Genomic DNA, 21258 nt, shown 5'->3' on the forward strand with positions numbered 1-21258 from the left:
GCCGCGACAACCTAGACTGATCGGCGCCATCGTCCGGAAATATTCTCTTTACAGGAGATTTCATGACACTGCGAGAAGACGTACTGGCGAGCTTTCCGGTGTACGACTGCGCTAGCTCACTCGTTCCCGTCACCTCCCCTATGACCCTCTGCTCGGGCAGCGACAGCGAGGTCACAGTAATCGGGCTCACGCGAGGAATTCGCGCCCGGACCGATCCCTGGATCTCCGTTTTCTCGTTCTCTCCACAATTCGAGCGGGGAGTCGAGTTCGCCGACTTCGCAAACTGGGCATTGCTGCATCTCGCAGAAGATCTCTCGACTGACCTGCCCGAAGGGCCGGTTCGCAAGTGGGTCATCCGCGACGTCTCCTACCTCACATCCATCGACCCTGACGGTCAGCCCCATTCCGTCGCCATCGACGGGACCGCAACTCCCGCACGGCGCTGGAACGTCCCGGGAGAGGGTTGGGTGGTGACAGCTCCCCACCGGGGCGGAGGAGTAGCTGTCAGCGCGCACTGCATCGACGAAGTCCCCCATCTGACCCGCGCCGAGGAATCCGTGTGGCAGTCAGCCATTCAAGCTGAAGTGCGGAGATTCAAGAACGGCACGATCCAAGAGGCTGTCTCACGTGGTGGTGCAGCTACTCGACCATGTTCGTGAAAAACGCGTGTATCTCGGCGGCGAGGTTTCGCATCTCCTCGCCAGCTGCGTGCACGGTGGTGGTCTCAAAGTGCCACTCCTCGGACGGGGGCCGGTCGTGGATGCCCCACGTCAGGTGGACGTAGCCGCCCGGGCGGTGTTCCGCGGAGATTGTCAGGTCGTGCTCCAGAGAGCGCCAGACGCGTGCTCCTTCCCAGCCCCGGAAGTCCTCGGCCAGCGAGGAGAGGATGGTGTCGAGGCCGTCGCCGTCCCATGTCCGCACCAGGGTTTCGACGCTCACCCATTGCCCGCGAGCTTGCAGGAGGAAGTCGAGTGCGGGGTCGTCCCCGAACGGTCTGATCGGCTCGGAGAAGAGCAGGTGGACCGGGTCTCGGTCCGGGGTCGCACGCGTACCGCGGGGCTATCTTCGATCATCCAAGCAGGTTAGAAGTCGTGGGAGTCGATGACCAACCGCAATTCCCTGCGCTGCCCCAGATACGGGCCACAGCCGCCACTGGGTGCATGACCGTCCGCTATGGCTGTGGATCTTGCGCGGGAACTTGTCCCGGACGGACTGTGGAAGATAGCTGGGCCGCTCATACCACCGTTCCGGCCCAGACGGCAGGGCGGCGGGACGGTGCCGGTGGCAGACCGGAACGTGTTCACAGCGGTGGTGTACGTCCTGACCAGCGGTTGCGCCTGGCGTCACCTGCCGCCGACGTTCGGTACCTCGCCTGCCACCGCGCATCGCTGGTTCACAGCGTGGACCAAGGCCAGCCTGTGGCGTCGACTGCACCAGGCCATCCTGGACGAACCCGTTACCAGGGGCGAGCCGGACTGGACCTCCGCGATCATCAACGCAGCGTCCGTCCGCGCTAAAAGGGGGGCTCGCTGACGGGACCGAACCCGGTCGATCACGGCAAGAAGGGCAGCAAGCTGCATGTGCTGTCCGAAGCCCAGGTCATCCCGCTGGCCGTCGCGGTCTCCGGCGCGAACGTGCACGACAGCCAGGCGCTCGAGCCGCTGCTCCATCGCATCCCCTCCCTACGCTCCCGACGCGGGCCACGACGACGGCGGCCGGCCAAGGTCCGCGCCGACAAGGCGTACTTCTCTGCCGAACACCTCGCCTGCCTCCCCTCACGAGGACTCATTCCGATCGCGCGCCCGGGCATCGAGTCCGGGAAGCGGCTCGGCCAGTACCGCTGGAAGATCGAGAGATCGATCGCCTGGCTGTTCGGCTACCGCCGTCTCACCGTCCGCTATGAACGCAAGGGCGACTACTTCCTCCCCCTCCAGCAATGAGGTATCCGGCAACCACTCCACTACGGACCCCCGCAGCGGCGGCGATTCAGACTCCTCCACCGATCAGCGCTTCCGCCGATATTCCTAAATGCGTTATAATATGCGAGCGGTCGCTCACTTCTGAGGCAGCTTTGCTGCCGGTGCGATAGGGCACCTGCGGCGTCCCGCCTTAGAAGCGCTTCCCAATATCTTTGAGCATTCGAAAAATTTTGGCCCTCCAGGAAGCTGCAGCCAGCCATTGCTGGTCCCTGACGATACTTGAGCGGGTAATTCCTGCCCGGCCGGCGCTGTTGTGAGCCGGGGTCAAGTGATCGCTCATAATGCGCCAGACTACCCGCGCCATTGAAATCCCTAGGATTTTTGCTGCATCCGGCTGCGACACCCATTCCTCGTCCGGCGTAGCTACAGGAGGGTTCCCCCAGAATTTCATGACCTTGGGGTAGGAACGTTCCTTTACGACTAGAGCGCTCGCTTTCTATCAGAGTGGTGACTCCGTCGGCCGCTCTTGAAGGCGGCCGACGGAGCCGTTGTCAGTGCAGCAGGAAGTCTTTCACGGTTCGGCCGACGTGCATTATAGCCGCACGCGGTATGTTGGATCCGGCCCCCCTTCAAGAGGAAGTTCGGTTTGGCCCCGAGAGCGAAACATCCACCGGCACCCCGGCCGCACAGGGAGCCCCAAAGGATACCCATGCCTTCGCTCTTTGCCGTGCTTCCCAGATATTGAGCGTTTTCAGGGTGGCCACCGATGGGGTGACGACGGCGAGGGCGCAACGCACGAGGCACCCGTGCCGTTGAGGGAGGTGTTCGACGTCTCAACTCATCGGCGCAGGTGCCTCGTTGGTTCCCTGTCCTGCCGCACTCGATCTGCCTCATGCGCTCGAATGGGTCGCCATGCTCATCGTCACCCGGGAGGGTGACCGCCGCTGCAAGCTCCCGCCGCACCAACGCGCGCTCGTCGGACTGGTGTACCTGCGCACGCACGACACCCTGGCCCACATGGCCGTCGGCTTCGGTATATCGGTCGGCACCGCCCACGCCTGTACCACCGCGGTGATCGACCTCCTGGCCGACCGGGCACCCGGCCTGCTCAAGGTCCTGCGCGAACACGAACCGCAGTTTGTACTGCTCGACGGGACGCTCGCCGAGTGTGACCATGTGGGTGACGGCTGGGCCGACTACTCGCACAAGCACGGTCGCCACGGCGTGAACGTGCAGGTCGTGACCGACCCGGCTGGGCGGGTGCTATGGATCTCGCCGGCCTTGCCGGGCCGGTGCCACGACCTGACCGCGGCTCGCGCCCACCGGATCATCCGGATCTGCGAACGACAGGGCGTCCCCATCCTGGCCGACCGCGCCTACCAGGGCGCCCCCCCCCCGGTCACGACCGGGCGCAGACGGCCGCTCGGCGGGCAGTTGCCCCCGACACACCAGAAGATCAACCGTGCACTGGCCGCATCCACGGCACCCGTCGAACGGGGCATGGCACGGCTGAAGTCCTGGCGGATCGTCCGCAGATCCAGGATCAGCCCGAACCGCATGACGTCAATCGCCAAGGCCGTCCCTCACCCTGGAGAGGCAACGCTGAAAATGCTCACTGGCGCACGAACTTGACGATGCGCCAGCTTGCCCCGTTGTTCGGGATCTCGAAGTCGGCCGCGGACCGGATCATCGACCACATCGGGCCGCTGCTGGCGCTCCGGCAGCGAAGGCAATTCCGCAAGGACACCGTGCCTCATCGTCGACGGGACCCTGGTGCCCACCCGCGATCACTCGGTGGCCGAGCAGCCGAAGAACTACCGCCACTCTACTGCCCACCAGGTCGTCATCGACGCGGACACCAGACTGGTCGTTATGGTCGGTCGCCCCTTGCCCGGCGACCGGCACGACTCCCGTGGCTGGGCGGAGTCCGGGACCAAGGCTGCCGTCGGCACCGCCATGACTATCGCCGACGGCGGCTACCAGGGCACCGGTCTGGTCATCCCGCACCGCCGCCGTAAGAGCGAAGAACTTCGCCCCGGAAGGAGAAGCACAACCGCTCCCACAAACAGGTCCGCGCCCGCGTTGAGCACACCTTCGCCCGGATGAAGAGCTGGAAGATCCTCCGCGACTGCCGCTTCAAAGGCGATGGCGTGAACCACGCTGTGCTCGGCGTCGCCCGGCTTCACAATCTTGCTCCGACCCGGTGACTGAGGGGGTCAATCCAGTGCAGGCATGTCAGAACCTGTCGGCCTCGGCGGCCTTTGATGACCGCACTCCAGCCGAGTCCCGTTGGCGTCAGTCACTCTGTACTCAAGAACAATCCTGGTCGGATCGCCGTTCTCGTAGGGCCACACGGTGATGCCTCCCTCCCAGACAAGGGTGGAGAACCAGACATCGAGCCCTTCGGCTTCCGGCGCGACCGTGAAGATCTCCCCAGGCTTGAGGTAGAAGTCCTCGCCGTACGGCTCGATGAACAGACAGAGATCCCTTTCGCCAGCGTTCTCCACAGGAAGCTCACTGCGCCCCACTGTTCCCCCCAGTCCCTACCGATGAACCGCTCCACCGTATCCGCCACACCGGCATCCCCGTCACCCAAGCCCTACAAACTCTCTGCGGGACAGTCCTAAACCCGGCGTCAACTGCCCTGCCCCAAGACACCGGAGACCACGTCCACTGAACCCTGAACACGGCATCGACCGAGAGCCGGATGATGCTCCACCCCGCGCCGCTGACCATCGCCGGGGCTGTCCGCATCTGCCCAGTATGCGGGGTCGACTGCGACTGACTGGTTCTGGGTGTCGGCTCCGAAATCTGGCTACGCAGTGGACTTATTCAGGAGGCGTTCACATTCAAAGACGAAGGAGTCGGCAACACAGTCTTTGACGGAACGTTCTCCGGAATCACATTTCCGGCATGATCAGACAGGCGAACTGAATGCAGGCCGACTGCGCGGAGAACTGCCGCGAGTGATAGCGTTGAGCGGCTCATGGTGATCTTTTTTCAGCCCGAGGCTGATCCACGGCGCCGCGCTCCGGGCCGATCACCAGCGCGTCAATACCGAAAATAAAGACACGAGCTGCATGAAATCCTTGAGCTGAAGATGCGAACTACTTTCGACGCCGAACGATGGCGTAGTACCCGACGACGATTATCAACGAGGCGAGAAACACTACGGCACCTGCCTGACCTGTACCGCTGGCTGGTATTGAAACGAGACTGAGCTGACCGTACGGCCGTATGGAGAAGAAAAGGCCGTGGCTCATTTTGTTCCACCGACGGAGGTCCGGTGACTGATCCACGCTATGGCTGCGATCATCCCAGTACCGAAGACGAGAGGCACAATGACCAATGCTCCGTTCCCCTTTGCCGCGGCGCTGACACCTAAGACAATAAGAATGACCGCTGCGAAAACCGCGACCATCAGAAGCAGTTTGACTACAAAGATCTCCCCACGAGGGTGAGCGCCGCACGGCAACCAGCCTTTGTAATAGTATGTGATCGGCTGGCTTCTGTCCCAGCGGTAGTCGCCGCGCCTAAAGGGTGTCACAGAAGGTTTTTTTCTGGGTATTTATCCTGTATGGGTGGAGACGTTCACCAGTTTGCGGGTCGAGCAGTTCGGCCGGCTCTTGCGGGTGGTGCGGTGCGGGAGCGGTGCGGCGACGGGCCGCGACTGGGCCGGCTGTGGTGTCTGCCACTGTCTGAGCGAGTTCTGCTGGTAGAGGTGTACTACCGCATGAACCTGACGATGCGGCAGTTGCCGCCGCTGTTCGGCGTCTCGACGGCGACGGGGTGCCGAGTAGAAGCCGGGACCGCTGCTCGTGCTCAAGCCGGTCACGCGCGAGCAAGAGGGTGGCGAGCGGTCGTGGATCGTGGAAGGCACGCTCATCCCGGTCCGCGACCGGAGTACCGTGGCCTCGTCGAAGAACTACCGGTTTTCGGCGAACGTGCAGCAGGTGCGCAGCCCCGCCCTCACCGCATGATCCACGCAGACCCCCTACCCGCCAAAGCACGACCACCCACAGCGTTCCGCAACATCCTTTAAGCGGATGACCAACCGACAACGCGAATTGGTGCCCGTCTTGTACTGCAAGCTGAATCGTTCAGGACGCATCATTGATGAGCCCGGAGCCCTCCGGGAACTCTTCCAGAAACGTGCGGCGACCTTAGAGCTCGTAACACGATCTTGTTGAAGCGCCCTGGTCGGGCGTGACCGGTAGGGCGATTCGACCGTTCGTGGGGTGTGAGAACTCTGCCGTGGATCGTGGACGACGACTTGTGGGCTCTGATCGAGCCGCTGCTGCCGCCCTGGCCCGAGCGGTCGCCGGGCCCGCAGCCGGTGGACGACCGGCTGTGTCTGCAGGGCATCCTGTTCGTGCTCCACAACGACATAGCCTGGCAACTGCTGCCGCCGGAGTTGGGATTCGGCTCAGGACAGACCTGCTGGCGGCGCCTGGACCGCTGGCAGCAGGCCGGAGCCTTCGACCAGCTGCACCGCATCCTTCTCGCCGAACTCAACGCGGCCGGCGAACTCGACTGGTCCGGGCCTGCGTGGACGGCTCCCACATCCGCGCGAAAAAGGGGGAGCCGACACCGGTCCGTCGCCGGTCGACCGGCGCAAGACGGGCAGCAAACACCACCTGATCTGCGACGGCCGCGGCACCCCGCTCAAAGTCATCACCACCGCGGCCAACGTCAACGACGTCACCCAGATCCTCGCCCTGGTCGACGGCATCCCACCTGTCGCCGGCCGTCTCGGACGTCCACGCCGACGTCCCGACTCGCTGCTCGGCGACAAAGGCTACGACTCCAATCCCAACCGTCGAGAGCTACGCAACCGCCGGATCCTGCCCGTCATCTCCCGCAAAGGCGCCCCGAACATCCACGGCCTGGGCAAACTCCGCTACGTCGTCGAGCAGACCTTCGCGCTCCTCCACCAGTTCAAGCGCCTCGCCGTCCGCTGGGAACGCCGCACCGAACTCCACGACGCCTTCGTCTCATTGGCCTGCAGCCTCATCTGCTGGAGGCGGCGCAAGAAACACCGACCATGATCGTGTTACGAGCTCTGAGTTGGAGTTTCGGCGGCTGCCATCTCCCCGAGCAGGGCGATCAACTCATGTCGCTGATCATTCGGCGCCGTGCTGACCATGTGAGCGACGCCCTCCAGGACCTTGACCGTACCGTCCGGATCCATCTGCTCGTCTTCGCCGCCGTCGATGAACCACAGGACATCAACCAAAGCCTCGGCCATAGCGGGGAATAGAACCGCCGAAAATTCGTGGTACTTCACATCTCAGACCGTGTTTGAGATCTCGCGTGCCCCTGTTCGGGCGCGGTCGTTGAGCCCTTCGTGAGTGGTTCTCGGGGTGGGTATCCGTCCGATCTGACGGACGAACAGTGGGCTCTGGTGGAGCCGTTGCTCACGACGGCTCGGGTGGGTCCGAAAGGTGGACGGCGGGAGAAGCACCCACGTCGGCGGATCGTGGATGCGATCTTCTGCGTCGTACGGACTGGTTGCGCCCGGCGGCAGTTCTCAAAGGACTTCGCGCCTTGGCCCACCGTGTATTGGTACTTCACCTGGTGGCACGACGACGGCTCGGTCGAGCGTATCCACGACGTTCTTCGAAGCCGGGTCCGCGAGGCCGACGGTCGTAACACCGAGCCAAGCGCGGGGCTGGTCGACTCGCAGCCCGTCCGCACCGCCGATACCGTCCCCGCCGTGAGTAGAGCCTCGACCACCGGAGTGTCAAGAAGATCTGGGCCGACCAGGGCTTCGCCGGCCGCCTTGTCGACTGGACCGCCACGATCCTCGGCCGCGAACTGGAGATCGTGCGCAAGGCCCCCGACCAGCGGGGCTTCCAGGTCCAGCCGAAACGATGGGCGGTTGAGCGCACATTCTCGTGGATGAACGCTCACCGTCGCCTTGCTCGGGACTATGAGACCAGCCCGGCCAGGTCGGAAACCATGATCCGTTGGGCGATGATCGGCATCATGGTCCGCCGCCTCACCCGAGGCCGACCGGCGACACGACAAGGGCCTCAGCCCCTCTCCTGCATCCTCGACCCATGACGGGGACCGGCAGGGGGTCTGCTTGGATACGAACATGGACAACGGCGGTCACCAGGGATCAGGTCTCGCCAAGAGCGCCTGGAGCGACGCCGACTTCGACGAGATGGGCTGGCACGACGCCAACATCCATGGCCTGTCAGTGCAGGCAACCGACGATATTCTGCCGCGGCTTCTCCTGGACCTCGACTACATTGTCCGCTGGGTCCGCCCGGTCCCGCCGGCGACGCATTTCTCCTTCTGGGTGTCCCCAGCAACGCTCGTCTTTGCAGATGTCTGGGACCTTGAGGGGGACCTTGAGGGGGACCTTGACTTCAAGGGCACGATCCCGGACCTGGAGATCGACGGCTTGCACCGTCTGGTGCTCGACGACGGCCGACAAGACCTGCCGCTCTGGCACATCGAGGGTCATGCATTCGAGCTGAAGTTCCGCGCGTCCGGATACTGCCAGTACTTCCGGCAGGCTCCGACGCTGATCTCTCGACGAGCACTGCCATTCACAGAGCGTGGGGGTTGCGCCTTCACCGAGGTCGGCTTCAACTGACCGGTGACGCCACGGACTCTCCACCATCGGGGAGCAACAGCAGCCTCCCAACACGGCGCTGGCCAGATCTCAAACGCGGTCTGAGACGGCGGGTATATCACTATCGGCATCACTAGAGTGCTACGCGGCGGCAGGCGCCGCCAGCTATTCCGCAGGCAACGCCGTGTCGTGACAGATCCTTTATTGCGTCACAAAGAAATAAAGGCAGGCGGCGTGGAGATGGCTATCTCCGCGCCGCCCCCAGTCATAGGAGTTAAAAATACCAGAAGTCGGGTGGACGGCAGAACAGCGCGCGGGAATCAAAAGCTACCTTCGCTTTGCTGGTATCGCCGCATTCTTCGGTGTCATCCTGTCGGTAGTACTGATCTGCATGGGCAACTCGGGCGGATGGATTTTGCTTGCATTTCTTCTATGTCTTGCACTTGTTGCGATTCCGTTTTTTCGGAAAAAATTCAAGGAACAGCCTCGGTGACCATTGCATCCGTTAAGAATCGGGCTGTGAGAGGCGGTACTCACCGGGCACACGGCCTCGGTGATCGTAAACCTGTCACCGGTCACGTTCTGGGCCCGGCGGTGCTGAACGCGCTGTTGGGCGGGCACCGGCGGCTCGCGATCTGACAGCGTCACCTGCTGGTGGCCGGGCCGCTGCACTCACAGGTGCGGCGGCTGTTCAAGATGTCGAGGACGTTCGAGCATCGGGACCTCACCTGCGGCCTGGACGAGGCATGTGCCGGGGACCCCGCGGGTTATCGGCAGGCGACGACCAAGCCCGCGCCGACCTTGAAAATCCTGGCTGCCTTACCCTGACCCGATTTATCGTGGAAGCTGCGGCCGGTGAGCATGTTGCGTTCCAGAGGGCCGGACACTACGGCAGGCTCACCACACAACATCGGCAGCAATACCTCCAGACGAACGGACCTGTCCCGTATGGCAGGAAGCACCTACCATCCCTGCAACAGAGAGACCGGCTCGACAGATGCACCGAGGAACGTGCTGATTCAGATCCACCGTTGCCCGGGCGATCGGGGAGACGCGCACGCTCCTGACGGAGCGGGGTGCGCAGTTCCCGACCGCCCCGGTCTGCGGCTTCGGACGCTGACGGATGTGTTTGCCTACGCCCGGGCCGAAGGCGTCGAGCTGCGTTTGGACGCCACCGAGGTTCAGGTCCGCCGGCCACCGGCCGGCCGCGGCGGACGGCGCGCGTTCGTCTCGGGCAAGAAGAAGCAGAACACGATGAAGGCCTCCGCAATCGCCGACCGGCGGGGCCGCACGTTATGGACCAATGCCCTGCGACCTGGCCGTATGCACGACGTCACGGCGCCCCGCAACGAGGGTATCGCTGTCTGCTTCCGGCACTTCCCCGACGTCGAGGTCCTCCTGGACGACGGTTACCTGGGCCTGAGCCGCGACCACCCTGGGCAAGCGATCACACCTCCTCCAGCGCTGGACCCATCGCCGTGACCGCCTCCCCGACACCTACCGAGCCACCGCAGGCCTCGTCTCCGACCGCAACATCACTGCCTGAAATCGGGTCATGAACAGGCCAAACACGCCTCACCCGCTATCACGCACCAACTCGTCAGGCGTCCAGCACCCCACCTGTGTCCGACTGCGCATCGGGTTGACACGTATCGACTCAATGGGAAGCAGCGGCGCCGGGTCCTGGGACAGTGGCGGCGTGATCCCTGCTGATGTGAACGATGCCCCGCCCATGGTCTACACCGACAGCATCGACGTACCGGTGCTCTTGCGTGACGGGCCGGACAGCCGTCCCTTCAAGCAGTGGCGTACCGCCGCAGCCCGCCCGTGGCCGTCGAACGCCGCGTTCCCGGAGAACGACGGCTGGTACCTGCCCACCACCACGTGGCGCGAGATCCTCAAGGCCGCGACCGAGGTCGGCCGGGACGTCACACCGAATCTGCTGCAGGTCCCGCAGTTGGCGCACAGCGAACTCGTCGCCCGCGTCGCGCCGCTCTACGCGTACATCGGCATCCACCACTTCGTCCCCAGGAAGCCGAAGAAGCCGCTTCCGGGCAGCACGGGGCGGCGGCTGACGGTCAACGCGGTCTACGAGTACGCCACCGAGCAGTCCGCACGCCACGCACTCGGCTACCGGCTGGGCATGACCATGGCCGAATGGGCGTGCCGCTCGTTGATGGGCCTGGGCCAGACCAGGCACATCGAGGACGGCGGGCCCGATCCCACTCTGGAGGCTCTCTTCCAGAATCCTTCGCTGAAACTGCCGGACCTGTGGGGCCGGCACGACGCGGAAAACGCGTACTGGCTCATCGAGGCCAAGGGCGGCAACGTACGCGTCGGCAGGCTCCGGGACGGCTGGAAGCAGCTCGAAGGCGGCAGCACGATCCTGGGCGCTTACGATCACCGACGCGTCCTGGTCGGTGCCTCAGTGCAGCCCGGCGGTGATCTGTTCCTGACCGTCGACCACGACCACCATCCGGGACTGCCGCCCCTGCACCACACCGGCGGAAACCCCGGTGCTCCCAGCACACCCGAGGACCACCTCGGCGAGGACGACGACGCCCTCATGGGCGCCGCCCGCGCCCAGATGCTCACCTTCCTCGCCCTGCGCTCCGCCCCCGCGTCACGCCTGCGGACCGTCGCGCTGTCCAGCGACCGCACCACCCGCCGGCGCCGACGCGACGGGCTGACCACCCCCCTGGAGGACGACGAGGCAACTCTCGCCGCGCGCGCCGTCGCCCGCGTGGCGGGCATCCACGCCGATGATCCAAGCCGCCGCGCCTGGGCCCGCGCCATCGGCCTGGACGACTTCCTCACCTGCCGTATCCCCGGCACCGAGCTGCAACTGGGCATGTCGAGCCGTCTGTTCGCCGCCTGCGCCCAGCTCCATCGTGAAGACCAGGCCATCGCGGCACGCACACCGGGCATGCGGGCCGAGGACCGCATCCTCATCGAGGAGGATGCTGATGAAGACGCCGAACTGGAACGCCGCCGGGTCCAGGGGCGGATCTTCCGCGAACAGCAGTGGGATGCGCGGACCCGCATCGCACCTGTTGTCCGGGCCGCCTACGACCGGGGCGACACCGAACCCTGGAACCTGCTCCTGCCGAGCGGCCAGGAACCGCCGCTCGACCTCACCGAACACCCTGGCCTCCTCGAAGCAGCGACCCCCGAGACCTACCTCGCGCTGCGCCGGGAAGACCTTCCGCAGGTCGGCCGGTGACCCCCACCTCCGCGTCCCGAAGCCGTGCTGGACCGCCCACGGGGGAAGCCAGGACTGGACTGATGGTGCCTGGCCATCACGGGGAAATGCGTTCCGCGACCAGCGCGGCCTTCCGCAGACCCGCGAGCGCCAGGCCGATCCGGTCGACTGCGGTGGCATGCCCGCTGCGCTCCCGGACCTCCCACTGGCTGCGCCCCGCCCCGCCGGGCGTCATGAGGAGAAGCAGAGCACGCAGTCCCACGGCATCGGCGGTGACCTGGAGCACGCCGGAGCGACCACGGCGAAGCCACCGAACGGCTTCGAGCGCGTCACCGAAACCCGAGCCCAAAGACGCTTCCAGAATGCGCCCGTGCGCAACCGTCGCCACCTCGGTGCCGGGCCGGTCCGCAGGAACGCGCGGCACGTCGGAGTACCAGATCGGGGTGCGGGCCGGGGCCCAGCGAACACATTCCGGACGGTAGGGCTGACCGACCAGCCGGACACCCACAGCCACCCGAATCCGGTCGAGAACCTCGAAGCGTTCCCTGGACACGCTCAACAGAAGAGAATCCTCTGCCGGTTCACGGTCGCATTCCACTCCGGCGCGCAGGTGTCCTGCAGAAAGGCTACGTAGCCGGCCCTCCCACCTATTGCGGCTCGAACCATAGGCCCACCGCCCCGAGCACCCCCAACCCGTGGTGTGGAAGTGGTCGAGGAGCAACCCCAGAATGGGGGCGATCCGCGCTACCCGATTGGACATGGGCGGGTACCCTCTCTCCCGGCATCCCGGGCAGGCCATCAGATGGCCCCCCGCTCAGCATGCGGCCACAAGAACTCACTGCCGTTGCACGAACGACACAACGGCCCTTCTCTGAACTTGCCGGTTGAGACCCTTCGACTGACTCCAGGACCTCGATAGAGTGGGGGCGATGACGGGTAACCGAGGTCGCTGGCCAAAGATCGATGAGGATCGCGGCGTCGAGGACGTGTCGCTCCTGATCCTGGAGTGGCTCGGCGAGCAGGGTGTGAACGCCATGATCAGGATGGACGCCGAGAGGCTGGCTGACAACGCGCCGGCGTGGACGTTCGCCGCCAGCGGCGGCCCGTTGGAGCATGGCATGCGAGCTGACGGGAGGACTGTCCAGCAGTGCATGGCCGCCGCCCTGGCCCAGCTGCGCGACGCTGGGCTGTCGGTTCCGTTTTGAGCAGTGGTGCCAGGTCAGGAAACGGCTTGACGACCGTCAGCACATCTTCCCGATCTTCATGGCTCGTGCTCGCTCTCCTGTGTTCTCTGGGCGGATTCGCTCGGCCAGACAGCTCCTGTGGGAGATGACGGTGTGGCTTCCTGGGCCGTCGTTGCTGCGGGAGTCCAGGATTAGGGCGTCTCCCCCTGGGCTCAGCGTGATCTGTTCACCGCAGAAGTCGCAGTGCCAGGTCATCGCCTCCAGGTCGGCGGGTCGGATGCTGAGCCGAACTGATACCGGCGGATGCCAGCGGTGGATCTGCTCAATCACTGCATCGATCTGTGAACCGACAGGTGGAAAGAGGGCAAGTAGTTCGTCATGGCTGCTCGTGGTCCGGGAGAACTGTTGGATCATGTCGATCGAGGCCGACAGGCCGGCGTGCTTGTGACCGATGATCTCGACGATCACACCCCATGGGTAATGGCTGAGGACCCTTGCCTGAACTCTCTGGCCAGGCAGCAGCGCCAGACTCTCTGTCTCGAACCTCTCCACGAACCGCTTCTCCATCCGTTGGCCAGCAGGTCGGCCCCGGTAGCGCTCATGTCCGCGGCTCGTCGACGCCGGAGCCGGTCACCGCCCTCAGGGCCCGCAAGTCGTCATCGTATTGGTGACGGTCGAACTGGAACGGTCCGAATCCCGTGTAGTCCCGTGTCTTGCGGTGGGGCTGCTCGAAGGAGTCCCAGGTCACGAGCTCCGGGGTTGAGGTGATGCGGGCCATGAGCGGCCAACATCCCCACTCGCCGCATCCGCACCCGAGCAACGGCGTCTTCGGCCCCATCGCGTTGGTGGACCGGCCGTGGAAGTGGTCCTCCAACGGGCCGAACCGGAAGAACTCTGGGATGAGACCACCGTAGGCGTCGCCAGCGGGCTGCATCTCGGCATTCAGTTCGAACCTGTCGATCAGCTCGGTGAGCGGTGTTCCGTCGATGCGCAGGATGATCTCGAGCACACTACGATCTTCGCGCTGCTGCCTGACGAACCGGATCTCATTGCTGGCCATCCCTTGATTCTCCCAGCTCGCTGCTTCTCGTTGGCAGTCTGGCTTCGGTGGTGACGTGACGTCCCGCGACGTCGAGGAAGGCCGGCATGCCGAGATGGATGGCGGCGGCCCGGTGGGTGATGAGGTTATCGAGCTGGGCGAGCTTCTCCTCGGCGCCCGCGAGGCTGATCTCCATGCCTTCCATTTCGCCGAGCCAGCCCACTTGTTGGGCCTCCGCGATCCGCTCGATCAGGTTGTCGCGGATCTCGACGAGCCGGTCCCGCTGCGAGGGCTCGAGGCGAAGGAGCGAGTAACGGACGCACGCGTGCTCGTGGATGCAGGACGTGCCGAAGGACCGAGCGCAGGTGCCCAGGGAGACCTTGCGCTTCTCGAAGTGCTCGAGGAAGGCGTCCCACTCCTCCGTGGTCGGCGTCCGGTATTCCTCGCTCGGGCGGACTGCTCGTCGGCGTGCGATGAACGCCCGGTGGGCTTCGATGGCGTCCCTCGGGTAGATCGCGTTGTGGCCCATCATGGTGTCGATGTCCCAGTGACCTGCGAGGACCTATGCGATGTGAGGCGGCAGGCCGCTCCGGATCGCGTCGGTGATGAAGATCCTCCGGAAGTCGTGCGGAGAGAAGTCGAGGGGTTGTCCAGCGGAGTCGGTCAGCCCTGTCCGCGCCATGACCTCGTTGATGGCTGTGTAGATCGTCTGGCGTGACACGGGGGTGTCCTGACCGCCGAAGACCCACTGGAACAGGAGGGGCATCGGTGGGTTCCATACCTTCTCGGCGACGTCGTAGTTCGGCAGCCTGGGGATGGCGCCGGTCCGGGGATCGCGAACTCTGGCGATGATCGTGCTGAGGACGTCAGACAGCTCCGGGCTGACGAGGAGAAGCCGTTCTTCGTCCGTCTTCGAGGGGGCGATCTGCAGCAGCGAGACGATCTCGCCGGTGGTGGGGAGCTTGTATTGGATCAGGCTGTGGTGGCTCACCTCCAGCATCTCTTCGATCCGGACGCCGGTGTGCTGGAGGAACTCGATCGCGGCCCAGGCCCAGAAGGCTCGTTCCTCGACCAGACCGAGGTGGACGCGTCGACCGGTCTCGACGTAGGCCCGGAACGGCGTGGATGAGTCCTTGCGCTGGCGCGTGTAGGTCTTGCCCATGAACACGAACCGCCCTCCGAGTGGGGCGGCCCGCAAGGCACCCATCCCCTGACGGGCCTCCGCCAGACGCATGCGCGCGACTTTGACCACGGTGGACAGCGCGGGAAGCCGTTCGCGGGTGCGCTGACCCATCGTGGCCTTCCGGCGCTTCTCGTGTTTGGAGGTGTTGGCATCGGCCTCACTCACCGGACAGGGGGCGACCCAGGGCCCCACCGTCCGGGCTCCTCGACGGCCCAGTAGGGTCGAGGTAGAAGGCCCGGACCGCCAGCATGAGGTTGCCGCAGTTCGCCCGGTCGGTGACCGTCTCCTGGATCGAGCCGTCCGGCAGTCGACGGCGGACGACTCTGGTGCCACTGGCCTGCTTCCAAGCCGTGACCACATCGGGCGGTAGCCGGAGCGTGTCGATGCCGGGTCGGATGTGCTCGATCTGGGTCCAGAAGTTCCTCACGAGCGACCTCGACGCGTCCGCAGGCAGATGGCCCAGCTGCTTGAGCCAGGAGTAGAACAGGCTCTGGCCATAGGACGTTGTCCGGATCCCGCGCGAGGCATCTAAAAACTCCAGGGCGTCCCCGACGGTGATGTCGGCCAGTCCGCCGCCTTTGGCGATGACCAGTTTGACCAGCACGTTCTTCGCGAGAATGCCCAAATGGGAGGCCCATGGCTCCGGGCCGACGAGCTCTTGGAGCCTGACGAAGCCCTCCGGATCCCGGTGCTTGGTGATGATCGCGCGGAGGTTGGTGGACGTCCGGGTGAGCTGCCAGCGCAGGGAGGGGCGAATCACGTCGACGCAGACGAGCGCGAACAGGCCCGAGTTCAAGATCTGGCCGGCGTTGACCGCCTGGTAGCCGGTCCATCCCGCAGAGAGCTCGTTCCACTGTGCGCGGGTGGAGCTCGCGGCGGGACTCGCGTCCCAGCGCTGCTGCCAGGTCTCGCCCAGCTGGTCCTGCAGCCAGTTGAGGATATATCTCGCCCCGCGTTGCCGGTAGTCGTGGGTGGACGCGCTGGCGGCCCGAAGCGGGGGGCCGTTCAGCCGGGCCATGACCTCGTCGAAGGATTGGTTCGTGGCAGGCCAGGCGTCTTCGTATGGTCTGGGCGGGAAACGCTCTTTGGCGGACCGAAATGCCTCTCCTGCGAGCGTCTGGGCGGGCCGGATGGCGGCCTGGCTGCCCAGGGTCTGTGTGGTGGTCACCACGAGTTCCCGAAAAGGGCCTTCAACGAGTCGGGGTTGTGGCCGGGAGCCGGCGGCGCCGGCGGCCTCTCGCGCTGCTGTGTCTGGCGGGCATGGTGAGCGCGGACACGCTCGATGGCCGCGTCCTGGCTGGCGGGCAGGTAGAGCTGAGTCGTGGTCAGGAGAGCGTGGCCCAAGACCCACTGGACGTCCCTCAAGGGCATGTTGGGATCGCGCGCGAGTCGGTAGGACGCCGTGTGCCGGAGCGACCAGTTCGAGCCGAGCAGGTCGTTGGCCCGGTTGAACATCGCCCGGGACCGCGTCGTAGTTCAGCGGCCGCCAGGGCCGGCGCAGTGTCCACCAGAGCGGCAGGTTTCTGCCGGCCGGGACGCCGTCGCGGCGCATCTCCTCCTGGTAGAGACGCAGCCAGACTAAGGCGTCGGTTGAGCACGGAAGCTGCTGGTAGGCGCGGGTTCCCTTTCTGATCACGCCGAGCAACTGCTGGCCGGGCAAGGCGTCGCGGTGCCGACTGGTCAAGAGCTCCTCGGCGCGGGCCCCCATGGAGACCCAGAAGGCCAACAGTGCCCTGTCTCGGTTGTGCTTCAGGACGGCGAACAGCGCGTTGAACAGCTCGTCGGGAATGCGTCGCGGAGCCCGATGCGGGATGGTCGGACGGTAACGACCAGCCCGCTCCCGCTGGAAGGGCCTGCCAGGGGTGTGGTGGGCGTTCGCGCGGTTTCCGCGGCGGGAGCGATCGAGCGGGAAAGGGTTGATGATCGGGTCGGCGCCCTCGTTCAGGTGGAAGTCGTAGAACGTGCGGAGCACCGTCTCGCAGTGCGCGCGGGTCGTGGCGGAGAACTTCGGCCCCGGCAATACCTTGCCAGTGATGGCGTTCGGGACCCCGGGGATCCGCTTGCGGGACGCCTTCGGCTCGGGGGCGCTGTCCGCGGTGTATCCCGCCTTGCGATGCCGCCAGTGCAGTCGCTGCGGCTTGTCCGCGAGCTTCATCCGGCGGGTGAAGTCGCGTGCGTCCGAGCGCGTGGCGTGGTTCCACTCAATGCCCCAGGCCCGGAGGAACCGCCACCAGCGCAGCAGGTCCATGCCGTAGGAGCGGATCGTTGCGGCCGCCTTGTCTCCTGCTTGGAGCTCTGCGAAGAAGGCCTGGACCGGCTCGACGACGGCGCCGCCGTGGTCCAGTAGCCGGTAGGGAACCGAGGGTCCCCTGTCGCCTGCATCACCCCTGACTCGGGCAGCACAAACTTGGTTAAGTCTCTCTCGGGAGGTCGTCTTGAGGCACCTTGCGAAGCTAGCAGGGCATGCCTCTGACCTGCTAAAACTCACGATCTCGTTCGGTTAACGGGCCCCGAAGGGAACCGCGATCGTGACAGTGATCCCAAAACTCCGCCGGGTCCGGACACAGATCGCAGCCGAACTCCGGGCCAGGGGACGGAAGCGGGTCTTGTAGACGGCCCCCGCGAACGCACGCTCGTGGGATCTCAGCACGCACGCGCCGTCGAGGGAAGACGTCATCGGCGCATTCTCGCCGCAGGCACTGACAATTGCTGTGACCCGCGAATCGAAAGGCTAACGCCAAGGTCACTCAGTTCCACGCCAAACTTGAACTTATCGGGCAGCCCCTCTCCCGGTACTGCCCGCCGCAGGCGCTCCCGCGGCGTGGTGAGGGAGATGCGTCGCGTCGGTCCATCCGTCTCACCGCGCGGGGCGCGACGGCTGCGCACACGTATTCAGCGCCCCGGAGACGCTACGCAGGAGGTCAGCCGTCAAGCCGCTGAAGTGTGGTGATGCGGTGCGGCGACTTGCGGAGTACGAATGCGCATGCGATCTCGCTTGCGGACGATCAGGGTTGTTGCGCCTCGTCCTTGCCGCAAGCGTCAGCCTCGGCGAGTTCTGCCTCGCGGCGGTTCTTGCGCTGGGCCCGGATACCGGTGCCGCGCGGCTGGCCACCGCCGCGAGTGTCGCGCTCTGGCTCGTCTCCGGCACCTGCGGGGTGCGGAAGCTTCTTCACCGTCAGGCCAGCGAAACGGCCGCGGGTGGCCTGGCCGGTGTCGTAGGTGAGGAGGGTGACGCCCCGCCAGCCCGCGAGGCTGTTGGCACCGAGGGCGCGCAGAACAATATCGTCGTCGGCGATGGGCAGGCGTACGTGGCCGGGCGGGTCGAAGAGGACTTCCACCGAAGTCTCGGCGCGGAAGGCGATGTCGGTGCCGTTCTGCCGGGTCTCGGGCCCGTGCAGGATCCCACGTCCCTGGTTGCTGATGATGCGGTCGAGCACGGCGAGCGTGTAGCCGGCCCGCCAGCGCACGTGGGTGTCCTTGGTCTCCTTGAGTCGGTCAAGTTCGTCGATAACGGCCATGGGGAACAGCACGATGACTGGGCGGCTCTCAGATGCACTGAGCAGGTCGTGGAAGTCGATGGCATCCACCCTGTCGGGGTGTTCGAGGTAGAAGCTGGAGTCGGGCAGAACATAGGTGATGTCGTCGCGCCAGCGGCTGAGGCGCTCTTCGAGGTCGCGGACGGCTTTGTTCAGGGCGTCGATGCGATCGGCTACCTCCAGGTCGACGAGCTTGTTCCCGATCCGCTCGGCTTGCCCGGGGGAGGCGACGCCGGTCAAGAGTGTGGCGTAGGCCGGGGTGAGGATGAGGGAGTCGATGTCGCGCGGGCTGATCTGGCCTCGAAGCAGCCGCACTGAGGACGCAGCCCAGTCAAGCGGTCGAGGCGGCCACGCCTTGGAGGTTGACAGCTTCGGTAGCGACGTTGCGGAGGACGTTGATGCGGTTGGCGCCGGGCTGCGGGGTGATGAGCATGGCTTGATCGTGCCAGGGCGCAGCACGGGACACTGAGGGCATAGCGAAGAAGGAACTGGGCTGAGGCCGCTCCGATCAGAGACCGGGCGGTTTCGGCGGCAGAGGAGACAGCCACCGGTAAAGGTTCAGTGGCGCCGGACATCTTCACCTGACCACTTCCCGGATCGAGCTTCCACGCCAGTCGAACGCAAATCAAACGTCCCAGCGGATGGCCCTTCTCGCTGAAGCCGGGGCGGGCGGGCGAGTGGCCGCGTAGCGTGCGTTCATGTTCACGTACGAGCCGCCGGTCCCGGCGGATCAGCTCCGGCAATCACCCGCCCGTGACGTCGCGCTCCTCCTCCTGCGCAACCTTGCTCGCGGCGGGCTCCTGCAGTACGGGGGAACGATGGGAAGCGCCCGCCAGACGTACCAGGAAGAGCCGGACACCGACGCTCTCGTGAATCGGCTCTCCGATGCCTGGACCTGGCCGGAGGCCGACGCGCTGCTTTCCCGTGTCCCCGGCCAGTCGGAGAACTTCCGGCAACTCTCCCGCGATGGGCGGGATCTGGCCGCGGACCCGCAGGGGAAGGCGAGGTTCGAGGCCCGCACACGGCTCGCCGGTCCGCTCCATCCGGACCTGGAGAAAACGGTGCGCACCAACTTTGACCTCGCGGACTATGAGACCGCGTGCTTCGCTGCAATGAAGGCGGTCGAGGTCGCCGTCCGCGACGCCTCCGGACTCGATGACTCTCTCGTCGGTGTTCCGCTGATGCGTAAGGCGTTCCAGCCGCACCAGAACGGCAAGCCCGGCGGGCCGCTGGCCGACGCCGGCGCCGAGGGCGGCGAGCAGGAGGCCGAGTCCGCACTGTTCGCCGGGGCCATGGGCCGCTACAAGGACCCCTCCAGCCACCGCACCGTCGACTTCGACGACCCGATCGAGGCAGCCCAGATCATCCAGTTCGCCGACCTGCTGCTGCGCCAGGTCGACCGTGCCAGGGCCAGGAACGGCTAAGGGCTGTCCCGCAATTGATCTTGTGCGCTCCTGGTTGCCGGTCGGCCGTCCGATCAGCGGGCCTGACGAAGATTGTGTAGGTGGGCGATACCCAAGATCGTGTAGTGGACACCGTCACCCTTGAGTCGGCAGTCGCGAAGGATCTTCCAGGTCTTCATGCGCGCGAAGACGTGCTCTACACGAGCCCTGACCTGTTTGTGGGAGCGGTTGTGCTCATGCTTCCATCCGCACAGTTCGCCGCCCGCGGGCCGACGATGCGGGACCACCAGGCCAGTGCCCTGGTAGCCAGCGTCGGCGATGGTCGTGGTCCTGCCGACGGCTGCCTTCGCACCCGATTCTGCCCATGCCTTGCAGTCGTTGCGGTTGCCCGGCATTGGTCGTCCGACCGCAACGACCAGCCGTGTGTCAGGGTCGACGACCACTTGGTGATTGGTCGAGTACCTGTAGTTCTTGGACTGCTCGGCGATGCTGTGATCGCGGGTAGGCACCAGTGTGCCGTCCACGATGAGCACGGTGCCGGCGTGGAACCGCTGCCGCTGCTTGAGTGCCAGCAGCGGCCCGATGTGGCCGATTATCCGGTCGGCGGATGACTTGGAGATACCGAACAGTGGGGCGAGCTGCCGCAACGTCAGGTTGGTCCGCCAGTACGCGGTGACCAGGAGTACCCGCTCTTCCAGCGGCAGTGACCAGGGACGCCCGCGGCGAGTTCGATCGGCGCCTTCTCGGCGCAACAGCGTGACCAGCTTTCGAAAGTCGCGCGAGCGCAGCCCGGTGAACGAGGGTATTCAGGGCGGCTCCGCTGCCGTGATCATTCCAGCCACAGCGGGATCTTCTCAAGGCGAACCACGCCCTGACCGCTCACATGGCCAGCGCGGCTTGCCGCGTCGCCGCGGCGCTCAGGTCGTATCGCGCTTCGCGGCCGACGGGGAGGGCGGTTGCTCGTCGCGGCTCTCCGAGGTGAAGGCGTCGTGTCGAGCGAGAGTCACCGACAGAGGCAGGCCCAGCCGCTCGGCTGCGCGGCGCCGGACACGCACCTGAGCTCGGGTCCGGGGTCGGAGAGAGGGGAGCCGTGAGCAGCCGCAGCCGGGGCGGTGATCGTAGGTCAGCCCCTCCGCGAGCACAGTCGCAACAACTGACCATGCCTTCGTGTCGCGTCGCCGGGGCGCAGCAAAGTCGTAGCCAGCG

20 protein-coding genes and 5 pseudogenes are annotated in these 21258 nt (G+C 65.5%); 14 read left to right on the plus strand and 11 right to left on the minus strand.

Going from position 1 to position 21258, the window contains the following annotated elements; genetic code table 11:
* Nucleotides 1-62 precede the first annotated feature (62 nt).
* Entirely contained in the window at nucleotides 63-659 is a 597-nt protein-coding gene (locus ACIQCJ_RS14585; protein WP_402711542.1) for a hypothetical protein, read from the plus strand.
* Here ACIQCJ_RS14585 and ACIQCJ_RS14590 read toward each other — a convergent pair.
* Entirely contained in the window at nucleotides 640-1017 is a 378-nt protein-coding gene (locus tag ACIQCJ_RS14590; RefSeq protein WP_402711739.1) for a DUF6228 family protein, read from the minus strand. The genes ACIQCJ_RS14585 and ACIQCJ_RS14590 overlap by 20 nt on opposite strands.
* Nucleotides 1018-1173: 156 nt before the next feature.
* Here ACIQCJ_RS14590 and ACIQCJ_RS14595 point away from each other — a divergent pair, with 156 nt between their 5' ends.
* The 4 genes and pseudogenes from ACIQCJ_RS14595 to ACIQCJ_RS14610 form a co-directional block, all read left to right on the plus strand.
* Nucleotides 1174-1533 (plus strand): transposase, encoded by a 360-nt coding sequence (locus tag ACIQCJ_RS14595; RefSeq protein WP_402711543.1) that lies wholly within the window; start codon nucleotides 1174-1176, stop codon nucleotides 1531-1533.
* Nucleotides 1530-1940 carry a transposase gene (locus ACIQCJ_RS14600; protein WP_402711740.1) on the plus strand — a complete coding sequence of 137 codons (411 nt, stop codon included), beginning with the start codon at nucleotides 1530-1532 and terminating at the stop codon, nucleotides 1938-1940. Before ACIQCJ_RS14595 ends, ACIQCJ_RS14600 begins: the two co-directional genes overlap by 4 nt.
* A gap of 891 nt (nucleotides 1941-2831) precedes the next feature.
* Complete coding sequence (locus tag ACIQCJ_RS14605) at nucleotides 2832-3551, plus strand: transposase family protein (RefSeq protein ID WP_402711544.1); 720 nt, start codon at nucleotides 2832-2834, stop codon at nucleotides 3549-3551.
* Nucleotides 3479-4126, plus strand: a pseudogene (locus ACIQCJ_RS14610) (transposase); the annotation flags it as partial. The gene ACIQCJ_RS14605 and the pseudogene ACIQCJ_RS14610, both read left to right, overlap by 73 nt.
* A 9-nt stretch (nucleotides 4127-4135) precedes the next feature.
* Here the strand turns inward: ACIQCJ_RS14610 and ACIQCJ_RS14615 are convergent.
* A complete protein-coding gene (locus ACIQCJ_RS14615) occupies nucleotides 4136-4426 on the minus strand; it encodes a hypothetical protein (protein ID WP_402711545.1) in 291 nt (96 codons plus the stop codon).
* Between the two features lie 1053 nt (nucleotides 4427-5479).
* On the opposite strand from ACIQCJ_RS14615, the pseudogene ACIQCJ_RS14620 reads away from it, so the two are divergent.
* Nucleotides 5480-5875 (plus strand): annotated as a pseudogene (locus tag ACIQCJ_RS14620) (transposase family protein); the annotation flags it as partial.
* A gap of 293 nt (nucleotides 5876-6168) precedes the next feature.
* Nucleotides 6169-6967: pseudogene (locus ACIQCJ_RS14625) on the plus strand (IS5 family transposase).
* Between the two features lie 5 nt (nucleotides 6968-6972).
* Here ACIQCJ_RS14625 and ACIQCJ_RS14630 read toward each other — a convergent pair.
* The gene (locus ACIQCJ_RS14630) at nucleotides 6973-7206 is read right to left on the minus strand and encodes a hypothetical protein (RefSeq protein ID WP_402711546.1); all 234 of its coding nucleotides are present in this window, start codon (nucleotides 7204-7206) and stop codon (nucleotides 6973-6975) included.
* Nucleotides 7207-7350: 144 nt separating this feature from the next.
* Between ACIQCJ_RS14630 and ACIQCJ_RS14635 the strand changes: the two are divergent.
* The 5 genes and pseudogenes from ACIQCJ_RS14635 to ACIQCJ_RS14655 all read left to right on the plus strand — a co-directional run.
* Nucleotides 7351-7470: pseudogene (locus ACIQCJ_RS14635) on the plus strand (transposase); the annotation flags it as partial.
* 200 nt (nucleotides 7471-7670) lie between these two features.
* Entirely contained in the window at nucleotides 7671-7985 is a 315-nt protein-coding gene (locus ACIQCJ_RS14640; RefSeq protein ID WP_402711741.1) for a transposase, read from the plus strand.
* A gap of 34 nt (nucleotides 7986-8019) precedes the next feature.
* Complete coding sequence (locus ACIQCJ_RS14645) at nucleotides 8020-8526, plus strand: hypothetical protein (RefSeq protein WP_402711547.1); 507 nt, start codon at nucleotides 8020-8022, stop codon at nucleotides 8524-8526.
* Between the two features lie 1000 nt (nucleotides 8527-9526).
* Nucleotides 9527-10051, plus strand: a pseudogene (locus ACIQCJ_RS14650) (transposase family protein); the annotation flags it as partial.
* Nucleotides 10052-10204: 153 nt separating this feature from the next.
* Nucleotides 10205-11728 carry a gamma-glutamyltransferase gene (locus ACIQCJ_RS14655; protein ID WP_402711548.1) on the plus strand — a complete coding sequence of 508 codons (1524 nt, stop codon included), beginning with the start codon at nucleotides 10205-10207 and terminating at the stop codon, nucleotides 11726-11728.
* A gap of 76 nt (nucleotides 11729-11804) precedes the next feature.
* Here ACIQCJ_RS14655 and ACIQCJ_RS14660 read toward each other — a convergent pair whose 3' ends face one another.
* Nucleotides 11805-12260, minus strand: a complete 456-nt coding sequence (locus ACIQCJ_RS14660; RefSeq protein ID WP_402711549.1) for a hypothetical protein — start codon at nucleotides 12258-12260, stop codon at nucleotides 11805-11807.
* A 376-nt stretch (nucleotides 12261-12636) separates the two neighbouring features.
* Between ACIQCJ_RS14660 and ACIQCJ_RS14665 the strand changes: the two genes are divergently transcribed.
* Entirely contained in the window at nucleotides 12637-12912 is a 276-nt protein-coding gene (locus ACIQCJ_RS14665) for a hypothetical protein (protein ID WP_402711550.1), read from the plus strand.
* A gap of 36 nt (nucleotides 12913-12948) precedes the next feature.
* Here ACIQCJ_RS14665 and ACIQCJ_RS14670 read toward each other — a convergent pair whose 3' ends face one another.
* From ACIQCJ_RS14670 to ACIQCJ_RS14695, 6 genes are all read right to left on the minus strand, one after another.
* On the minus strand, nucleotides 12949-13359 hold the full coding sequence (locus tag ACIQCJ_RS14670) for a hypothetical protein (protein ID WP_402711551.1): 411 nt from the start codon (nucleotides 13357-13359) through the stop codon (nucleotides 12949-12951).
* A gap of 130 nt (nucleotides 13360-13489) precedes the next feature.
* Nucleotides 13490-13951: a hypothetical protein gene (locus ACIQCJ_RS14675; RefSeq protein ID WP_402711552.1), complete on the minus strand. Its 462-nt coding sequence runs from the start codon at nucleotides 13949-13951 to the stop codon at nucleotides 13490-13492.
* The gene (locus ACIQCJ_RS14680) at nucleotides 13938-14462 is read right to left on the minus strand and encodes an integrase (RefSeq protein WP_402711553.1); all 525 of its coding nucleotides are present in this window, start codon (nucleotides 14460-14462) and stop codon (nucleotides 13938-13940) included. The genes ACIQCJ_RS14675 and ACIQCJ_RS14680 overlap by 14 nt, the downstream gene beginning before the upstream one ends.
* 30 nt (nucleotides 14463-14492) lie before the next feature.
* Complete coding sequence (locus ACIQCJ_RS14685) at nucleotides 14493-15278, minus strand: tyrosine-type recombinase/integrase (protein ID WP_402711554.1); 786 nt, start codon at nucleotides 15276-15278, stop codon at nucleotides 14493-14495.
* Entirely contained in the window at nucleotides 15271-17601 is a 2331-nt protein-coding gene (locus ACIQCJ_RS14690; protein WP_402711555.1) for a site-specific integrase, read from the minus strand. The genes ACIQCJ_RS14685 and ACIQCJ_RS14690 overlap by 8 nt, the downstream gene beginning before the upstream one ends.
* A 517-nt stretch (nucleotides 17602-18118) precedes the next feature.
* A complete protein-coding gene (locus ACIQCJ_RS14695; protein WP_402711556.1) occupies nucleotides 18119-18964 on the minus strand; it encodes a PIN domain-containing protein in 846 nt (281 codons plus the stop codon).
* Nucleotides 18965-19347: 383 nt separating this feature from the next.
* Between ACIQCJ_RS14695 and ACIQCJ_RS14700 the strand changes: the two genes are divergently transcribed.
* Nucleotides 19348-20073, plus strand: a complete 726-nt coding sequence (locus ACIQCJ_RS14700) for a TIGR02391 family protein (protein ID WP_402711557.1) — start codon at nucleotides 19348-19350, stop codon at nucleotides 20071-20073.
* Between the two features lie 53 nt (nucleotides 20074-20126).
* Here ACIQCJ_RS14700 and ACIQCJ_RS14705 read toward each other — a convergent pair whose 3' ends face one another.
* Nucleotides 20127-20858 carry a transposase gene (locus ACIQCJ_RS14705; RefSeq protein ID WP_402711742.1) on the minus strand — a complete coding sequence of 244 codons (732 nt, stop codon included), beginning with the start codon at nucleotides 20856-20858 and terminating at the stop codon, nucleotides 20127-20129.
* Nucleotides 20859-21258 lie beyond the last annotated feature (400 nt).

Origin of the sequence: Streptomyces sp. NPDC093221 (genome assembly GCF_044753885.1) — a bacterium.
Classification (GTDB): domain Bacteria; phylum Actinomycetota; class Actinomycetes; order Streptomycetales; family Streptomycetaceae; genus Actinacidiphila.